General features: G+C 35.6%; 13 protein-coding genes. 3 read left to right on the top strand and 10 right to left on the bottom strand.

Annotated features, from left to right (window positions below):
* The 3 genes from WC623_RS13450 to WC623_RS13440 all read left to right on the top strand — a co-directional run.
* Positions 1-3,239 (top strand): gliding motility-associated C-terminal domain-containing protein (locus WC623_RS13450; protein WP_372851853.1); only part of this gene is annotated, 3,239 nt, incomplete at its 5' end.
* Between the two features lie 6 nt (positions 3,240-3,245).
* Positions 3,246-4,262 (top strand): type IX secretion system membrane protein PorP/SprF, encoded by a 1,017-nt coding sequence (locus WC623_RS13445; protein WP_372851851.1) that lies wholly within the window; start codon positions 3,246-3,248, stop codon positions 4,260-4,262.
* A 112-nt stretch (positions 4,263-4,374) separates the two neighbouring features.
* The gene (locus WC623_RS13440; RefSeq protein WP_372851849.1) at positions 4,375-5,226 is read left to right on the top strand and encodes an energy transducer TonB; all 852 of its coding nucleotides are present in this window, start codon (positions 4,375-4,377) and stop codon (positions 5,224-5,226) included.
* A gap of 216 nt (positions 5,227-5,442) precedes the next feature.
* Here the strand turns inward: WC623_RS13440 and WC623_RS13435 are convergent, their stop codons facing one another.
* The 10 genes from WC623_RS13435 to trpS all read right to left on the bottom strand — a co-directional run bounded on the left by WC623_RS13435 (position 5,443) and on the right by trpS (position 20,174).
* Complete coding sequence (locus tag WC623_RS13435; protein WP_372851847.1) at positions 5,443-6,714, bottom strand: nucleoside recognition domain-containing protein; 1,272 nt, start codon at positions 6,712-6,714, stop codon at positions 5,443-5,445.
* Between the two features lie 61 nt (positions 6,715-6,775).
* Positions 6,776-9,568 carry a prolyl oligopeptidase family serine peptidase gene (locus WC623_RS13430; protein ID WP_372851845.1) on the bottom strand — a complete coding sequence of 931 codons (2,793 nt, stop codon included), beginning with the start codon at positions 9,566-9,568 and terminating at the stop codon, positions 6,776-6,778.
* A 151-nt stretch (positions 9,569-9,719) separates the two neighbouring features.
* On the bottom strand, positions 9,720-11,525 hold the full coding sequence (yidC, locus tag WC623_RS13425) for a membrane protein insertase YidC (protein ID WP_372851843.1): 1,806 nt from the start codon (positions 11,523-11,525) through the stop codon (positions 9,720-9,722).
* Between the two features lie 20 nt (positions 11,526-11,545).
* Positions 11,546-13,162, bottom strand: a complete 1,617-nt coding sequence (locus tag WC623_RS13420; RefSeq protein ID WP_372851841.1) for a CTP synthase — start codon at positions 13,160-13,162, stop codon at positions 11,546-11,548.
* Positions 13,163-13,318: 156 nt separating this feature from the next.
* On the bottom strand, positions 13,319-14,083 hold the full coding sequence (locus WC623_RS13415; protein ID WP_372851839.1) for a GLPGLI family protein: 765 nt from the start codon (positions 14,081-14,083) through the stop codon (positions 13,319-13,321).
* 9 nt (positions 14,084-14,092) lie between these two features.
* Positions 14,093-16,870 (bottom strand): TonB-dependent receptor, encoded by a 2,778-nt coding sequence (locus tag WC623_RS13410; protein ID WP_372851837.1) that lies wholly within the window; start codon positions 16,868-16,870, stop codon positions 14,093-14,095.
* A gap of 358 nt (positions 16,871-17,228) precedes the next feature.
* Positions 17,229-17,762 carry a hypothetical protein gene (locus WC623_RS13405; protein ID WP_372851835.1) on the bottom strand — a complete coding sequence of 178 codons (534 nt, stop codon included), beginning with the start codon at positions 17,760-17,762 and terminating at the stop codon, positions 17,229-17,231.
* A gap of 23 nt (positions 17,763-17,785) precedes the next feature.
* Positions 17,786-18,514 (bottom strand): 3-deoxy-manno-octulosonate cytidylyltransferase, encoded by a 729-nt coding sequence (kdsB, locus tag WC623_RS13400; RefSeq protein ID WP_372851833.1) that lies wholly within the window; start codon positions 18,512-18,514, stop codon positions 17,786-17,788.
* Position 18,515: 1 nt separating this feature from the next.
* A complete protein-coding gene (locus WC623_RS13395) occupies positions 18,516-19,130 on the bottom strand; it encodes a deoxynucleoside kinase (RefSeq protein ID WP_372851831.1) in 615 nt (204 codons plus the stop codon).
* 45 nt (positions 19,131-19,175) lie between these two features.
* Positions 19,176-20,174, bottom strand: coding sequence for a tryptophan--tRNA ligase (trpS, locus tag WC623_RS13390; RefSeq protein ID WP_372851829.1), 999 nt, complete (start codon positions 20,172-20,174; stop codon positions 19,176-19,178).
* Between the last annotated feature and the right edge of the window lie 99 nt (positions 20,175-20,273).

The following is a 20,273-nucleotide window of genomic DNA, read 5'->3' as shown; positions in this document are numbered from 1 at the left end:
TAGTAGAAAACCAATTGCCTCCGCCTCCAAGCATTACTGTTGATCAGGAGAAATTAACATTCTGCGAAGGAGGTTCAGTAGAACTGATCTCTTCATCAGCTGCTGGTAACCAATGGTACAAAGATGGCAATGAGATCACTGGAGCAACCGATCAAAAATATGTAGCTACAGAATCCGGTATATATACAGTTAGATTTACTGATGCGAATGGATGTTATACGGTTTCTGCAGGTGTTACTGTAGTAGAAAACCAATTGCCTCCGCCTCCAAGCATTACCGTTGATCAGGAGAAATTAACTTTCTGCGAAGGAGGTTCAGTAGAACTGATCTCCTCATCAGCTGCTGGTAACCAATGGTACAAAGATGGCAACGAGATCACTGGAGCAACCGATCAAAAATATGTAGCCACAGAATCAGGTATATATACAGTTCGATTTACTGATGCGAATGGATGTTATACGGTTTCTGCAGGTGTTACTGTATTAGAAAACCAATTGCCTCCGCCTCCAAGCATTACCGTTGATGAGGAGAAATTAACTTTCTGCGAAGGAGGTTCAGTTGAACTGATCTCCTCATCAGCTGCTGGTAACCAATGGTACAAAGATGGCAACGAGATTGCCGGAGCAACCGATCAAAAATATGTAGCCACAGAATCAGGTATATATACAGTTCGATTTACTGATGCGAATGGATGTTATACGGTTTCTGCAGGTGTTACTGTATTAGAAAACCAATTGCCTCCGCCTCCAACCATTACCGTTGATCAGGAGAAATTAACTTTCTGCGAAGGAGGTTCAGTAGAACTGGTATCTTCTGCTAGTACTGGTAACCAGTGGTACAAAGATGGCAACGAGATTGCCGGAGCAACTGAAGAAAAATATGTAGCCACAGAATCCGGTATATATACAGTTCGATTTACTGATGCGAATGGATGTTATACGGTTTCTGCAGGTGTTACTGTAGTAGAAAACCAATTGCCTCCGCCTCCAAGCATTACAGTTGATCAGGAGAAATTAACTTTCTGCGAAGGAGGTTCAGTAGAACTGGTATCTTCATCAGCTGCTGGTAACCAATGGTACAAAGATGGCAACGAGATTGCCGGAGCAACTGAAGAAAAATATGTAGCTACAGAATCAGGTATATATACAGTTCGATTTACTGATGCGAATGGATGTTATATGGTTTCTGCAGGTGTTACTGTAGTAGAAAACCAATTGCCTCCGCCTCCAAGCATTACCGTTGATCAGGAGAAATTAACTTTCTGCGAAGGAGGTTCAGTAGAACTGGTATCTTCTGCTAGTACTGGTAACCAGTGGTACAAAGATGGCAACGAGATCACTGGAGCAACCGATCAAAAATATGTAGCTACAGAATCCGGTATATATACAGTTCGGTTTACCGATGTAAATGGATGTTATACGGTTTCTGCAGGTGTTATTGTAGTAGAAAATCCACTGCCTCAAAATCCAACAATTATTGTAAATGCTGAAGATTTAACATTCTGCGAAGGCAGTTTTGTGACTTTAACTTCATCATCAGAAAATGGAAATCAGTGGTTTAGAAACGGTAGTTTAATCGTTGGGGAAACAAATAAAACCCTTGTGGTAAGTGCACCTGGAAATTACGTTGTGAAAGTAACAAATGCATTAGGTTGTAGTAGTGAAATATCAGAATCAGTCACTGTAATTGTAAATAAAATACCTAAAGGATATAATGATCAGATTAACTCTCTTAGCTGCTCTCGATCAAGTTTTATTTATAATCTTCAGGATAACGTAAATAATATAGCTGAAGGAGGGAATGCAATACCAGCGCACTTTAGCTGGACTGTAAACTCAGTCAATGTAATTGGAGCAACTAGTGGCTTTGGAGACCATATTTCTGCAACATTGATAAATACATCGGCAGTAGTGCAAAACGTAGTATATACCGTGGTGCCAGTTGCAGAAAATGGTGGTTGCCAAGGAACTCCTTTTACAATCACAGTTCAAGTACCGGCATGCATAGATCTTTCGATCATTAAAACTGCTGATAAAAATGTTGTTTCGGAAGTAGGAGATAAAATAACTTATACCATTACAGTACACAATATTGGAAATGCAAATCATACACAAGTAGAGGTTAATGATGAAATGTTCGGTGGAATTTTAAATCAGCCAACTGGTGATAATGGTAATGGGATTTTAGAAAAGGGTGAATCTTGGGTATATAAAAGAACATATACAATTACGCAAAATGACCTTGATAATAAAGGGATTCCGGTAATAGGAAGCGGAAAGATTAGCAACATAGCAAAAGTGAAATCATTAGAATTGCCTTCACCAATAGAAGATAGAGCAGATGTTGATATACAAAATAATCCTTCTGTAAACCTTGTTAAAACGGGGAAAATGGATAGAGATTTTAAGACAGTTACTTATACATTTAAAATAAAAAATACGGGAAATGTAACGCTTAATGATCTTGTTCTGACAGATCTGAAATTCACAGAGCCGATTAGGTTAAAACAAACCACACTAGCTCCAGGAGAATCAATTACAGAATCTTTAAAATATACTTTCACAGAAGAAGAAAAGATTGCAGGATCTACAACAAATACTGCTACGGTAACTGGTTATACAATACCAAGAAAAGAAGTAACTGATGTGTCAGGTACGACTGAACTTAACGATGATCCTACTGTTGTTAATCTGATTAGGTATCCAGTAGCCGTTGATGATTATGGAACAACTAAGGCAGATGAAGAAGTCGTGCTTTCTATAGTTAAAAACGATAGACCCGCATTATTCCCCTTAAATACAGAATCTGTAGAGGTGCTATCTCAAACATCAAATGGAAGAATTGTGGTTGATAAAGATGGGAAAGTTACTTATAAACCAAATAAAGGTTTCTTTGGATCAGATCGTTTTACCTATAAAATTCAAGATATGAATGGGCTACCATCAAATTCAGCAGAAGTAAAGCTTTATATAGCACCGCCAGCTCTAGAAATTCCAAATACTTTTACACCAAATGGAGATGGTAAGAATGACAGCTTTTTAATTGCTGGATTAGAAAACTATGAAGGAGTAAGTCTTTTTGTTTATAACCGCTGGGGTGATGAGGTTTATAGAAACAATAATTATAAAAATGAATGGGATGGTAATGGTCTGAATGACGGGACTTATTTCTATGTGTTGAAATTGAGAAAAGGTAAGGTTGAAGATACTCGCCGAAGCTGGGTATTGATTAAACGATAATTGAATATGGAGATGATGGTAAAGATGGTAAAGAGTGTGAAATGTATAATCGTTTTCCTATTGCTGTATCTTTTAATTCCAGATCAATCTATTGCACAACAAAATATTCAGTTTACTCAATATGTTTTTAACAGCTTAAGTGTAAACCCTGCATATGCAGGATATAAAGAAGAATGGTTTGTGCAGATGGCCCTGCGCTCTCAATGGTTGGGAGCAGAGGGGGCACCAAAGACAGGTGTAGTTTCTATTGATGGCATAGTAGACCCTAGAGATAGAAAAATGGGAATCGGTTTCCAGGTTACTTCTGATAAGATAGGGCCGCAGTTTACCACATCAGTTACTGGAAATTATGCTTATCGATTACAGCTTAATGGTGACGATACCCGTCGGTTAAGTTTTGGAATAGGTGTTGGAGTTGTACAGTACAACCTGAATGGGAATATGCTGAATACTTCGGAAGGTGGAGATCAGGCTCTTGTATTAGATGATGAAAGTCAGTTAAGACCTGATTTGCGGTTGGGAGTATATTATAATTCTGACTATTGGTACATTGGGCTGTCTATTCTGGATGCTTTTTCCGGTAGTGGAGTTACTAATACGACCAGGTCGCCGGCCTTTAATATTTCCAGAAGCAGACATGCATACTTCATTGCAGGTAGTTTGATTAATATTTCTCCACAAATGAGAGTCAGACCTAGCTTAATGATTAAAGAGGATTTTAGAGGGCCAACAAGTTTGGACATGAATGTGATGACCATTTTTAATGATAAACTATGGCTAGGTGGATCTTTTAGAACTGGTTTCGGACTATGGAAAAAAGGAATCAATGATCTTGATCTGGGTAAGCAAAATTCTTTATCTGGAATTGTACAGGTTTTTGTGAGTGATCGTTTTCGGATTGGTTACTCTTATGATTATGTGACCAGTAAGTTAGGAAGTAATCAAAATGGATCTCATGAGTTAACCATGGGCTTTACTTTTGGACGTGTGCCCAGATCGTTTATTTGTCCTCGGGTATTCTAATTTTAATTTATTTCTTCATTTGGCTTATGGAAAGCCCAACAAATTAACATCACACTATAAATAAGCATCAAGTTCTCTTTATTGAGATCTCAGAAGCTGAATCAATGGTATAATGTTTAATCTAAATTTTAAAGCAATGTTGGGTTCAAAAATCGATTTATTTGGCAATGAATGGCTTGATGTAGTATTTGATCAGAAAAATAAAACTTACGGGGCTTATGCCTTGCGAAGAGATAGCTCATTAAATACCGCTAAGGCTTTGTTTATAGCAGGCACACTATTTATCCTGCTGTTCTTATCACCAAAAATTATTCATCTGATTAAAGGGAATAATACGGATGAGTTTGTTTCTGATCGTAAAACTGAGGTTACTATACAACCTCCACCAGCGGTAAATCCGGAAATGCCACCACCAGCTGCAGTGGAACCGCCGCCTGCAAGGGAAAATCAGATTAAATTTCCACCACCAATAGTTGTAGAAGACGATAAGGTAATTGATGTAGAGCCTGTGCAAATTAAAGATTTGGCAATAGCTAATCCTGGACAAAAAACTTTAGCAGGTGAGGAGGATGGTACATTGGTAGTGATCAGTACGCCAGGTGAAGGGCCCAAAAATGCTAATGTTGTTGAAGATAACACAGTGTATGGCGTATTTGAACCATTGGAAACACAACCTACCTATCCTGGTGGTATGGATAAATTTTATAATTATCTATCGAAAGCGATAAGATATCCGGCGATGGCACAAGAACAAGGGGTGCAAGGGAAAGTATTCTTGTCTTTCATCATCGAAAAAAATGGTACGCTTACTGATATCAAAATAGAAAGAAAGCTGGGATATGGTACAGATGAGGAAGCTGTTAGGGTACTAAAAGCTAGTCCGAGATGGATTCCAGGTATACAAAATGGGAAGCCAGTTCGTGTAAAGTATAATATTCCAATCAGCTTTGCATTAAGTCAGTAAAGTAAAGCGTATAAAAAAGGCCTTTTAAATGCATTTTATATGACCCAAGGTCATACAGAGTCATACAAGACTCATACAAGAGTCATAGGAGACTCATAGAAGTCATAGGGTTGTATTAAATAAGGTGTTGATTTTCAGCTTAATGTAATTGTTTTTTAATAAATAAAGAGGTTTTGTCGAATTTGATTCAACCTCTTTATTTATAGTCGACTATGGTTATCCGAAAAACATGTAACATAAACCAATTGCAGTACATACACCGACTAAATCGGCCAATAACATGGCTCCAATAGCATAACGTGTATTTTTAATATTTACAGCACCAAAGTATACGGCAATTACATAAAAAGTTGTATCAGATGAGCCCTGTAAAATGCTGGATAACCTACCGGCAAATGAATCAGCTCCATGAGTTGTAATCGTGTCAACCATCATTCCTCTTGCTCCACCGCCACTTAAAGGTCTGATTAATGCAGTTGGAATACCATCAATAAATCTTGAATCTGCTCCAAGATATGCGCAGACACTTTTTAAAGCATCAAGTATAATATCAAATGTACCACTCGTACGCAATAAACTAATGGCGATTAACATACCTACCAGGTAGGGGATAATTCTTATAGCTGTATCGAAGCCACCTTTAGCACCATCAATAAATGCATCGAATACATCAATCTTTTTGTAAACTCCACCTAAAACAATCAGCAAGAATATCAGGAGTAATAAACCATTACTCAATATGCCCGAGAATGATTGTAGTTCATGTGTGTTTAAAGTAACAAGATATAGAACCAAAGCAGCAATAACTGCCGAAATGCCTAATACCCAGCTTAAAATTGCAGGTTGAAAAATATTGATTTTCTGCTTAAATGAAACAATAAACATGGCTGCCATGGTAGCTACAAATGTCGTAATCATACAAGGGATAAAAATCTCTGTAGGATTAGTTGAATTTAAAGAAGCTCTAATAGCAATGATACTAACCGGAATAAGCGTTAGTCCTGAAGCATGTAAGCATAGGAACATGACCTGTGCATTGGATGCCGTATCCTTACTTGGATTAAGTTCTTGCAGACTCTCCATTGCTTTTAAACCAAAAGGAGTGGCCGCATTGTCAAGTCCCAGCAAGTTTGCAGAGAAATTCATCACCATGTGGCCTGTAGCTGGATGTCCTTTAGGTACATCAGGAAATAATTTAGAAAAGAATGGGCCAATGATGCGTGATAATAGTCTGATGCCACCAGCGCGCTCGGCAATACTCATAAAACCCATAAATAAAGCCATAATACCAATCAGCTTTAAACATATGTTCACAGCAGTCCAGCAGGTTTCAATTACTCCATCAAGTTTTAAAGGATTTGTAGGATCATCAGCTTTACCAATGATCATCCAGTTGAAAATTTCACTTTGTTCAAAAAAGAAACACTTTATACCCGCTACGACAATAGCAACGATAATAAAGGCAGACCAGATTCTACTTAATGCCATTAAACATGATTTAGTTAAGGCCCTAAATTTAAAGTTTTGATTCTAATATCTCTGCTTTAAATTAAGGTTTTTCATCAGTCAGTTCAAAACCCCATGTCTTTCCTTTTTCTGTAGCAGGAATACCGTTTACCATCCATACAGGCGCTTTTGCACCTTTTAAATAGTAATCAAAAAACTGTTGCTCTCTGATTTGTATATCTTTTCTGTTTTGTCTTTGCATTAAATTATGAGCTTCATTGTTATAATTTAACAGCCATACTGGTTTACCTAATCTCCTTAAACCTGTAAACATTTCAATTCCCTGGTACCACGGCACAGCACCATCAGCGTCATTTGCCATAATTACTACAGGGGTATTCACACTTGGTAATTTGAATAATGGTGAGTTTTCTATATACAATTCTGGTTTTTCCCATAATGTTGCACCAATTCTACTTTGTGTTTTTTCATACTGAAATTGTCTGTTCATACCACTTTCCCAACGCATACCTCCATAAGCAGAAGTCATGTTTACTACCGGAGCACCCGACCAGGCAGCGGCATACATATTGGTTCTGGTAATGAGATGAGCAACCTGGTAACCACCCCAGCTTTGACCTTGTATGCCTATTTTAGTGCCATCTACCCATGCGTTTTTCTTTAATGATTCAACCCCGGAATTGATGTATTCCTCTGCTGATCTTCCAGGGTAACCATCTTCATAACTAATATTCGGTGCAAAAACCAAATATCCATTGCTAACAAAGTAAGGAATGTTTAACCTGGATGGGGTAGGCGCTGGCGGCTGGTAACTGTATAAACCGTCGGAAAGCTTCTCATAAAAATAAGCAATCATAGGGTATTTCTTATTTGGATCAAAGTCTTCAGGTTTGTATAATATTCCTTCAGCATTAAAACCTTTAGGCGTAGTCCATTTTACAAGTTCAGCTGTACCCCAATTATAATCTTTTTGCTGTGGATTGGTATGACTAAGTTGAATCTGTGTTTTCATATCTACTGATACGAATGCATTTGGCGAGTTTACATAGTTTGCTTTATCAAAAATGTAACGTTCAGCATCTTTAGCTTTCACAAGATTTGAATATGACATCTTTTCCATGATTACCAGCTCAGGATTACTATTGTTGTTGATGTTCTTTTTGTACCAACCTGATTCTTTAGTCGTATTATTGAATGCTTTTAACCAAATGATTTGTTTTTTGTCCAGGAATTTACTTTCAGGGTCAGTTTTTTCGTATCTGAAAGTAATTTTGTTTTGTCGGCCAAACCCATTAGTGATATTTTCGGCAGGATTTTTTCCATCTGGTGTAAATTCCCATATATCATAACGATCATAAATCAATACTGCTTTATCATCTGCTGTCCAGGCAGCAATACCATAGGCTGAAGGCGCATCTGGCATATCATGATCTTCTTCAACGAATTTAACATCTGTACCATTGTTTAAGCGAGTGATTTTAGTTGTTTCAATGTTATAAGTGAACCATGCAGAGGCATTTTTGTCAAAATATATAATGTATTTTCCTGCTGGAGATGCCATTGCATAGCCTGATAATTTGTCTATGATCTTTTTTCTAACCCCGGTTTTTGTATTTACCAGATAATAATCTCTGATAGGGTTAACAGTCCACTGCATTTGAATTCTATTGCCATAATCAGTGTAGGCTAGAACAAAGTCTGCATTACCTTCATTTACGACCACCGCATCGGGTAGTTTTTCATCTGTTAACGGTATAATTTTAGGGTTACTGCTAAAGATTTCTATTGCGGATAAGTAAGATTTTTTAAGGTCTTTTTCCAAATTTTTGAGCTGCATGGGTTGTAAATAATCATCCTTATATCCCCATATATCAAGTTTAGCATTTTCAAAATCAACCAGCGTAGTATCCTTTGGTATTTTTATTGGAGCAATACCAAAGTATAGCGTATGTCCATCTTTACTAAAACTCAGTTTCCCATCACCACTAACAGCCCATTTGGTTGGGATACCTGTAATGCCATTGTCTATTAGTATTTGAGCAGTGTCTAGTGTAGGGGAGTGGTAATAAATACTGAAATCTTTAATTTCTTTTTTCTCAGGACTGCGTTCTCCTAAAAATGCCAGATATTCTCCGTCATCATTAAAAGTAAAGCCATTGAAGTTTCCTTTTCCTGCCACCAATGTTTTTAAGCCTCCTTTTTCAGTATTGTAAAGAAAAACCCCCATTGGTGCTGATTTGTCTTTTTTTGAACCGGAGCTATTAAAAACTAATTGTTTTCCATTCTTATTGAAACTGTAATCAGTAACATATTTGAACATTCGTTCAGATCCTGTGATTAGATTTTTAACAATAAGATCCGTTCCCTCAGCTTTCCCTTTTGTATCTGCTATTTTATTTTTTTTAGCGGTATCAATCGGTTTTTCCAATAGATAAGCAATGAAAATGGAACTTTCTTCTGGTATCTTAAAAGATTTCACCCTTGGTATTTTAACAACTTCCAGGGTATTTAGGTTCGCGATTCCCAAAGTATCTTTAGTTAATTCTTCAGGCTTTTTCTTTTTTATTTTTGCATCTCTGATATCAGTATATAAGGGTTTAATTGCAAAAGCAGCATATTTTGAATCAGCGCTAAAGCTAAGAGTTGTTCCTCTAGCTATATTCAGTTTTGAATTAGCCATCAGGTTATTTAGGTGTAAAACAGCATCGCCGGCCTGCTTGTTAATGCTATATCCTGCCCATAGTCCATTGTTAGACAATTGTTTTGTGCCACTGGCTTCCCAATTGTCGTAAACAGTATGATTTAATGGTTTCTTTTGTGCAAAAGATAGACTGGTAAGAAATACCAATACTAGGGGAATCAGTTTTTTTAACATGGTTAATTATTGAATTAATAAGCTTTTGGCTTTAAACTTTAAAAATTGGAATTTTTAAACATATATCGGTATTGTATGCCAAATTTTACAATAAACACAGAAGCCGCTTTCTATTTAAAGAAAGCGGCTTCTGTAGATATTTAAAAAATGATTATTTATTTTTTTTCTGTTGTGCAGCAGCTTGTTGTTGCTGACGCATATAATCGTCTAATCTGGTTTGGAATTTAGACTTCTTTTTCTGCTCTGCAGGTTTTGTTTTATTTTCCTGTAGTGTTCTGTGAATCTTTTCATCATCAACCATCATTTTGATTAAGAACTGCTGAGCAAATGTCAACATATTTGCAAGGAAATAATAATAGTTCAAACCTGAAGGATAGCTATTCAGTACCCCTAAGAAAATAATCGGCATGATGTATCCAATATATTTCATTTGTCCTGTTGCTCCAGAGATCTGATTATTGAAGTAAGTATAGATTAACGTAGATACCGTCATCAATACACACATCAAACTTAAGTGATCACCAATAAATGGAATAGTAAATCCAAACTTGATAAAATCGTCATAAGTAGAAAGATCTTTCATCCATAGGAATGATTCACCTCTTAATTCAAATAAGTTAGGGAAGAAGAAGAAGAAAGCCATAACAAAAGGCAACTGCAGTAGCATTGGTAAACAACCTCCAAGTGGATTTACACCGACCTGCTTGTAAAGCTTTAAGTATTCTTGTTGTAATAATGTAGGATTGTCTTCACCAACTTTAGCTTTCACCTCATCCATTTCTGGTTTCAAAATTCTCATTTTGGCCATCGAAATGTATGATTTGTAGGTTAATGGCGACATAGCCACTTTTAACAAGATAGTTAGGATTAAAATAATCAAACCATAATTCCATCCAAAGCCTTCAAGGAAGTTAAATACCGGTAATACAATAAATCTATTGATATATTTTAATGGCCAATATCCCATATCTACTTGCTTTTCAATCTCATGTCCCTGAGCTTTTAAAGTAGAGAACTTATTGGTTCCAAAATAGATATTCATCGCGTAGCTTTGAGCTGCTAGCTGGTTAAAGGGCATTTGCATAGTTGCACCGTACCATTTAATTTTTCCAGGCTCAATGCTAACTTTAACAGCAAGACTACCTTTTTCGAAAGGAACTGCAGGAATCATTACTGCAGAGAAGAAGTGTTGTTTAAAAGAGAACCATTCGATTTTACCCTCTTTTAATTCCTCTTCTTCATCTTTCATTACATCCAGGTGATCAGGATTTTTGTCAACGTACTTGTAATAAGGAGCTGAGTGTTCCTGTTCTTTTTTACCTGATTTTTCTTGCTCTAGCAAGGTTGTTTCCCAGTTTAAAGCAATATTGTTTCCTTGAATAACCTGGTTTAGACCATTCAGATTAATATTAAAACCAACCTGATTGCTCTTAGGCTTTAAATCGTATATAAATTCGATATATTTATCAGCTGAGTAATTAGCACGCATGCTGATATTTTCAGCATTTTGAGTAGCTGTAAAATACAAATCATTTGTATTTACAATTTTGCCATCAATATTTAGGTTTAAACCAAACTTATTTTGGTCGCCATCAAACAAGATAACTGGTTTGCCTTCATAAGTCGTTTGACCTTTAACCTGAACTGATAATATTTTACCTCCTTTATTGCTGAAAGTAACTTTTAAGTTTTCATTTTCAAGAACACTAGTTTGTGTTGTTCCTGTAATATTATTACCGAAAGGACCTTTTAACGCCGCAGAATCTGGCGCAGGTAAGGCTGTTGTTGCAGTAGCAGTCGGTGCAGGAGTAGTAACAACTCCGGCTTTTTTTAGTGAATCAGCAGTGTTTTTTGCCTCTATTGATTTCATTTCAGCCTCGGTAGGCTTAAAGAAATAGAAAGAACCTGCTAAAACGATCATGATCAGGAACAACCCTGTAAACGTATTTCTATCCATTATTGTTAATTAAACGCGTATTATTTTGTTTTCTTCTTCGCAAACTCCATCGCAGCGGCGACAAATTTAACAAAAAGTGGGTGAGGATTAGCAACTGTTGATTTTAATTCAGGGTGAAATTGTCCACCAACAAAGAAAGGATGATTTTTAAGCTCAACAATTTCAACAAGATTTGTCTCTGGATTAGTACCTGATGCTGTCATCCCTGCCTCTTCATATTGTTTCAGATATGCATTGTTAAATTCATAACGATGTCTGTGACGCTCGGTAATATGAGTTTTACCATAAGCGGCAAAAGCTTTTGTACCTTTTTTCAAATCACAAGGATAAGATCCTAAACGCATAGTACCACCTTTTGCGGTAATGCCTTTTTGGTCTTCCATCATATTGATTACAGGATGTACAGTTTCTTCATCAATTTCAGTAGTATTTGCACCATTCAGACCTAACACATTACGTCCAAATTCAATAACAGCACATTGCATGCCCAGGCAGATTCCAAAAAACGGAACATTGTTCTCTCTTACATATTGAATGGTATCAATTTTTCCTTCAATGCCACGGCTTCCAAAACCTGGAGCAACTAGGACACCATCAAGATGTGCAAGTTTTTCTTTAGCATTATCAGGGTAAATACTTTCAGAATGGATATATTCTACTTTTACCTTGCATTCGTTTTTAGAACCAGCATGAACAAAAGATTCAATAATAGATTTATAAGCATCAGGAAGTTCAACATACTTACCAACCAAGCCAATTTTTACTTCAGATGTTGGGTTTTTTAAACGACCAAGGAATTCCTTCCATTTTTCCATATCTGGTTCATTGCGTTGCGCAAGTTTAAGTTTGCTCAACACAGTTTTGTCCAGTTGCTCTTTCATCATCAGCAATGGTACATCATAAATGGTAGAAGCATCAAGAGATTCGATTACTGCATTTACGTTGACATTACAGAAAAGTGCGATTTTCTTTTTAATTTCTAAAGAGATATGATGTTCAGAACGGCAAACCAAGATGTCTGGTTGAATACCATATTCTAATAATGCTTTAACAGAGTGTTGAGTTGGTTTTGTTTTTAACTCACCAGCAGCAGCAAGATAAGGAATTAGTGTTAAATGAATTACGATAGCGTTGTGTGCACCTTCTTCCCATTTAAACTGACGTACAGCTTCAATAAATGGTAAAGATTCAATATCTCCTACAGTACCACCAAGCTCAGTAATTACAATATCGTATTTACCTGTTTCGCCCAGTAAACGCATATTCCTTTTAATTTCGTCTGTAATGTGCGGAACTACCTGAACAGTTTTACCAAGATATTCTCCTTGTCTTTCTTTGTTAATCACATTTTGATAAATGCGACCAGTAGTAACGTTGTTAGCTTGCGAGGTTGAAACGTTTAAAAAGCGTTCATAATGACCAAGGTCGAGATCCGTTTCCGCACCATCTTCGGTAACATAGCATTCTCCATGTTCGTATGGGTTTAATGTTCCCGGATCAATATTGATATAAGGGTCGAACTTTTGGATGGTAACACTATAGCCGCGTGCTTGTAATAATTTGGCTAATGAAGCGGAGATGATGCCCTTACCTAATGAGGAAGTAACACCGCCCGTAACAAAAATATACTTAGTCATGTTTGTGATTTTCTGAAACAATGCAGCAATTTTACTACAACATTGTTGTTTTTGTACGGGATACAAAGTTAGCAATTAAAACCAAAGGAGGGAGAGCCTTTTTGTAAAAATTATCTATTATTTAAAAGTAATGGTAATCTGTTCTCGCATAAAAAGTTACAGTGTAAAGCCGTAAAGTTTTCTTTTTGCTTCTTCAGCTTTCTGCTTTTTATCCTGATCGTAGCGGGTAAATAATTCAATCAGTTTGTCTAAATCTTTAGCTGTTTCTATATTTTTTCCATTAACTGCAGGTACAATTTTTGAAGCATGATTTTCGAACCCACTAACTTTTGTTGCAAACCAGGTTGTGTTATATCTGGGAATTGCCAGACCAAGAATTGTTCCTGGTAAACCACTAAAACCTTCAGGTCCTCCACGAAGTAATATCTCATCTGTGTAAAAAGCTACAACATATACAGTATCGTAAATGACTCCAACAGCTTTGCGACATTCATAACCTGCAATGTTTCTTACATCATGCATGATTTTCCATTCTAACCTTGGTATTGTATCAGTTAGTAAGTAATTATCATCCATGATGTTGCGTTTTATTACTCGTTTATTATTGCTATAGTCCGTATAAATTTCATTACTCAGTTTACTGTTTGAAAATGTAAAAAAGGCAGGGTTATTATCTTCAACTTCTTTTTTTTCTTGTTTATAAAGGGATTTGTTTTGCGTAAAATAAAATTCCCAGTTGCTAATCGCATATTTCTTCATACGCTCCATTGCTTCTGAAGGGATATTTGAATTTTCCAAAGCACGGATAAGATTTACTTTCTTCTCAAAAGTGATTTTTCCATAGGGAATAAAAGTCTCCTGAGCTTTAATATTAAAGCACATCGTAGATAGAAATAATGATATTAAAGATGCTAATTTCATCAGATGTGTTTAATTTGTCATTGTTTTTTTAATAAAATTACCACTAAAATTCCAGTTTAAGCCTATTAATACATAACGTGGGATATAGCTAAAAGTGTCTTCACTTTTATAGTTTCCTCCTACATACCTATTGTAGCCGATTTTTTGATTCAATATGTCGGTAACGGAAACTTTAAGTTCCAGTGTTTCATTTTTAAGAAGTCTGGTCGCCAAATAGCTATTCCATATTGCCGTATTCAGATCTTGTCCAAATGAAGAATTTGCGGGTCTGAAAGATAGTGAAAAAGAGGTGTTGAATTCTGATTTAAAAGGGAGTTGAACTGTACCGGAAATTTCGTGATTATGAGTAATACTTCTCCCGTCATTGATTTCTCCAATAGATGATTTTCCTGTCATTAGTGTCGCTGAAGGAATATAATTAAATTCAATTTTCTTCGTATAATAATTAAATGATCCTCTTAAGTTATACTGCATATTTGCAGCTTTATTTTGTGTAGCATTAATTAAAGCAATTGTTTTAGATCTATTGAAACCTAAATCAATACCCATACGTATATGAAGTTTTGAAATGCCTTTAGAATAGCTAACATTTCCACTCAAAGAGTTATTCCCATTACTATTGATAAAGCTGGTAATTCTTTTATTGAACTCATCAACCAGTTCGGTGCTTACTATCGCATTATTTGTAAAACCATAATTGAAGTTTGCAGAGATATACTGGTCAGATTTAAATTGGAAACTGTTATAGGAGATACCAAAATTATTAGAGAAGGATGGCCTTAGGGATGAATTTCCAATTACTTGATAGAGAGGAGTATTGATTTGTCGTACCGGTTGTAATTGGTCGATGCTGGGTTGTTGCATATAACCATTGTAATTTACTGATAATGTAGTAGAGTTGTTTACTTTATAGAAAATATTTGTACGCGGGGAGAGGTTAAGATAGTTTCTGTTAAAATCTGTATGTTGATCAAGATCATTCAATTCGAAGGTAGTTTGTGTGGCTTCAAGTCCGCTGGATATTGAAAAATGTTCATTATTATATTGCAATATCATCTTACCTACATTAGAGAAATTGATGAATTTAAAATTGTTACTTAAAGAATCTATTTTTTGAGCATCCTGTTTGATGTTATCAAATACAAGCCTGTTACTGCCGGATGAAATGGTTTTAAAGCTATATCCAACCTCTAATGTCCAATTTTTAGATATTGGATTTGTATAATTAATTCTGGTTGCAATAGAGTTTTGTGTTCCGGAATTTTTCTTTCTAAGGTCAGTATCTTCGTATCGGTCAATTAATCCATTACTGTTAAAATATGAGGTTTTGTTTAAGCTGTTTTCTATGCTATTACTACTCTGACTTTCTGGTTGAAGATCTATAGATAAGGTACGTCCTCTTTTTTTAAATCTTTTGGACCAGTTGATGTTTCCATTGTAGGTTTCGTTATGACCCTTCCCAATGTTTTCCTGATAATTCTGGCTGATAAAGAATCCGTTGTCGCCTTTTGTATCACTTACGCTGATAGAATTGTTTCTGTTACGGCTCTTACTCAAGCCGAATGAAAGCTTTAAAGTAGAGCCAGGACTTGTATTATAAGTATATGTGCCCTTTAATGATTCTCCGGATACATTTACTGTATTGTCTGTTTTTCCTGCATTTGTATATGTTTTTTCATTAGGTAGCAGCTCTTCAGAATTAGCGGTTGTTGTATTAACGTTTTGATTGTTAAAACTTTTGAAATTGAGTTTGACCCCCATTTTGTTATCCTTAAACTTATCTGCATAATAAGCTCCTAAGCTTAAATTATTAGGTAAACCACCTGATGCGGCAATATAATCTTCATCATCTGCATCGGAGACGTACATAATAGAACTTCCATCATCTCCAACTTCAATCAGGTCATATTCTTCACCTTTTAATTTTCGCATGGAAGTGTTGATTTTTGACTCATTATTCAAATTGGAATAAGTACCAAATGCAGCTGCTTTGAGCTTATTTTTAAATATACCAATCATACCACCATAATCCCCAAGATCAATAGCATTGGTGTTAAAATCGAGAGTGGAAAGGTATCCGTTTTTTGCATTCTCTTTTAATTTGATATTAATGGTCTTATTTTTAATGCCATCATCAATACCTGTTAGTTCAGCACTTTTACTTTTTTTATCAAACACCTGGATTTCTTCAACAGCATTTGCTTTAAGATATCTTGTGGCCAGTAGGGGGTCGTCACCAAAGAACTCATCACCATCAACAAGAACTGTTTTTACGATTTTTCCTTCGGCTTTTATAGTTCCATTTTTATCTACTTCAATTCCGGGTAACCTTTTTAATAATTCCTGAACATTAGCATTACTCCGTACAGCAAAACTATCAGCTTGAAAAAAGACAGTATCACCTTTCATACGTACAGCACTCTTAGCTTGTATAATAATTTCGTGTAGGAGTTTAGATTTTAGGTCCATTTTAATGTTTCCCAGATCAATCTTTGAAGTATCATTTAACCTGAGGTTTTGAATATAATCACCCATTTTAGGATAGGAAATTAAGAGTTTGTAATCTCCTTTCTTGAGATTTGTCAGATTAAAAAAACCTTGCTGATCTGCTCTGGTTGATTTTACAAGTATTGAATCTGAATTTCTAATCAATAGTATGTTACTGTTTGTCAGTTTTCTTTTTTCAACAGAATCAGTCACAACACCCTTTATCTGTGCTTTTTGCGCGAAGGCTGCAAAAACAGGAAGTAAAAGGAGAATAATAACAATGAAACTATTTTTGAGCATATATTACCAGGTAAGGAGCTAGCGCGATTCTTAAAGCTAAGAACTATTTTTTTCTTCGTATCAACTTTTGGAAATAATATTACTTTTTAAACGTTAATTATGGAAAAGGCATATAATAAAAAAGGCCCGAAAATTTTCGGGCTTTTTGTAAAAGTATATTTGGTTAGAATATGCTGGTGTTCGTATTGTCAAATAGTCATTGGCTTATTTGATTATATAAACATAATATAAAATTTATAAGTATCATAATTTTATTTTTATTTTTTTTTGATGAGGTATACAAAATATTGCTCTTTTAGCTTAACACATACGTCTAGCTATCAATAGAGGCATTTTTTAACAATATAATTAAAGTATATTATTTACAGCAATTGTAATAAGGCTTTACTTTTTTTTCCTTTTCAGACCAGGCGATATATACATTGTTCTCTTTATCTGTACGATATTTGAATCCATTTAAGGATGACTGTTTGAGCTCATTATAAAAATTTTTATCAGGAGTGTACTGATCCGGGTTTTCATTTTCAGTAACGGCAGGTTCTAAAAAGTTCTCATCGTCTAAAAATAGCTTGTACTCACTAAGTATAAAATCCATCTGACTACGTTCCTTTTTTAAATCAACACTAGCTTTGTAGTTGTCAATCAGATCGGTAGCCTTAAATTCTTTATTGTAGATGATATTACCCGTATAAGCTGTAATGCTAAACTTTATGGTCATGTCTTTCAAAACAGTACCATTAAGTACTACTTTGAATGTGTCAATCTGAATAGAATCACTAAAGGGTTTTAAAACTATGTGATTTTCAACATTGTTTTTTAATTCCTGATTGCCGGAGTTACAGGCATAAAGAAAACAAAGTGGCAGCACGAGAAGTATAAGGTAGGTTTTCATATCACACCTAATATAAGAAATTATCAGCTTATGATCTTATTTAGATCTTCAGGAGTATCTATAGCTATAGTTTCCAGATTGGTAATACGTGTTTGGATTGTATATCCATTTTCTATCCATCGTAATTGTTCCAGGCTTTCAGCGATTTCTAATGATGAAGGTTGAAGTTTAGTTATCTCGTGTAAAACCTCGGTGGTATAACCATAAATTCCAATGTGTTTATAGAATTGATGCTTATTTAACCACTGTTCTTGATCAGCATTTCTAATAAAAGGGATAGTATGTCTGCTAAAGTATATAGCTTCTTGTTTACTATTGGTTACTACTTTTGGGATATTGTTATTAAACAGTTCTTCCTCTGTATGAATTTCTTTTATTAATGTTGCCAGTTGTACATCAGGTTGGTTAAAACAGGAAACAAGCAAATCAATTTGTTTTGGATTGATAAAAGGTTCGTCACCTTGTATATTAATAACTATATCAAATTCAGGGAACTGATTTGAAACCTCTGCACAGCGATCAGTGCCACTTTGATGTGTAAAACCTGTCATTACAAATTCACCACCAAAAGCACGTACCGCCTCAGCAATGCGATCATCATCTGTAGCAACAACTACTTTTTGGAGTGTGTCAGTTTTTAAAGCTTGTTCATAAACCCGCTGAATCATGCTTTTACCCTGAATATCTATTAACGGCTTTCCCGGAAAACGGGTAGAAGCATATCGTGCTGGTATAATCCCAAGTACTTTCATTCTAAAATAATCCGTTAATCTCTGCTTCTATAGATTGAATAATGGTTCCCAGGTCTTCGGGGTTATTAGTGAAATCAAGTTTGTCTTTATCCAATATAAGAAGCTTGCCAAGGTCATAACTTTTAATCCAAGTTTCATATTTCTCGTTTAGTTTCGATAAATAATCAATGCGGATACTTGTTTCATATTCGCGGCCACGACGTTGGATGTTATTTACCAATGTAGGAACAGATGCGCGCAGGTATACCAATAAGTCTGGCGGCTTAATAAAAGAAGTTACGTTTTCAAAAATAGCTTTATAGTTTTGATGATCACGTGTCGTCATCAATCCCATCTCGTGTAGATTGTCTGCAAAAATATGTGCATCCTCATATATTGTCCTATCCTGAATAACATTTCTGTTAAAATTCTGAATATCTACAATCTGTTGAAAACGACTATTAAGAAAATAAATCTGAAGATTAAAACTCCAGCGTTTCATATCGCTATAGAAATCTTCAAGATAAGGGTTATTATCTACAGCCTCATACAGGGCTTCCCAACCATAATTTTTGGCAAGTAAACCTGTTAAAGTTGTTTTACCTGCGCCAATATTCCCAACGATTGCTATATGCATATATTATTTTTGAAAAAAAGAAAGGTAATGAATTTACGCTAAATGTTAAAATGATTTGAAACCAATGATTTCTCTAACCTCGCGTATGGTTCTTTGTGCACTTTCTCTTGCTTTCAATGCACCATGTTTTGCAACCTGACGCAAATAAGAGCTGTCTTTAGAAAGTTCCTCGATGCGTTCTCTAATTGGTGTGTTAAACACAATCATGTCTTCTGCAAGTTGTTTCTTGAAGTCTCCGTAACGGATATTCATTTTATTATATAATTCATCAAAATGAGCTATTGTGTCTGGTGTTGAAACAATTTTCATCAGATCAAATAGATTCTGAATAGCTTCTGGTTTAGCTTGATTCTCTTCTGTAGGGCCGCCATCGGTAACTGCGCGTGATACTTTTTTACGAATTACTTCAGGGCTGTCTGACAAATAAATACAGTTGCCTTCTCCACTTGATTTACTCATTTTACCGTTCCCATCAAGGCCGGGTACTTTAACCAGGTTTTGAGCATAGTTAAAAGCAAAAGACTCAGGGAAATATTCAGTTTGATAGAGTCTGTTAAAACGGTTACCAAAAGTACGTGTAAACTCAAGATGTTGTTCCTGATCTTTACCTACAGGTACTTTTGTGGCTTTATGGATCAGGATGTCGGCCGCCATAAGTGTAGGGTAGGTTAATAAACCAGCATTCACGTTATCGGGCTGAGATCTTACTTTATCTTTAAATGAAGTGCTTCTTTCCAATTCGCCCATATAAGCATTCATATTCAAATACAAATACAGTTCTGCTACTTCAGGGACATCGGATTGGATATAGATAGTAGTTTCTTCAGGATTTATTCCACAGGCTAGATATTCAACAAGTACATGTCTTACATAACCATGAAGATCTTGTGGGGTAGGGTGAGTGGTCAAAGAGTGAAGGTCGGCAATAAAGAAAAAGCAGTTATAATCGTACTGCATTTTAACGAAATTGGTTACTGCTCCAAAATAATTTCCCAAGTGTAATTTCCCTGTTGGACGAATACCACTAACTACCGTTTCTTTCATCTTATATTTATATATTTTAAAAGTTGATGAAGCCTTCCTTTTGTTTTAGAATTTTGACTTTCAGACTGAGGAAGAATTCAAGATGCCGAAATTAATAAA

It is taken from the genome of Pedobacter sp., from assembly GCF_041645105.1.
GTDB lineage: Bacteria > Bacteroidota > Bacteroidia > Sphingobacteriales > Sphingobacteriaceae > Pedobacter.
The sequence above is the reverse complement of the archived record's forward strand: the minus strand, read 5'-3'. Positions and strand labels throughout refer to the sequence as shown.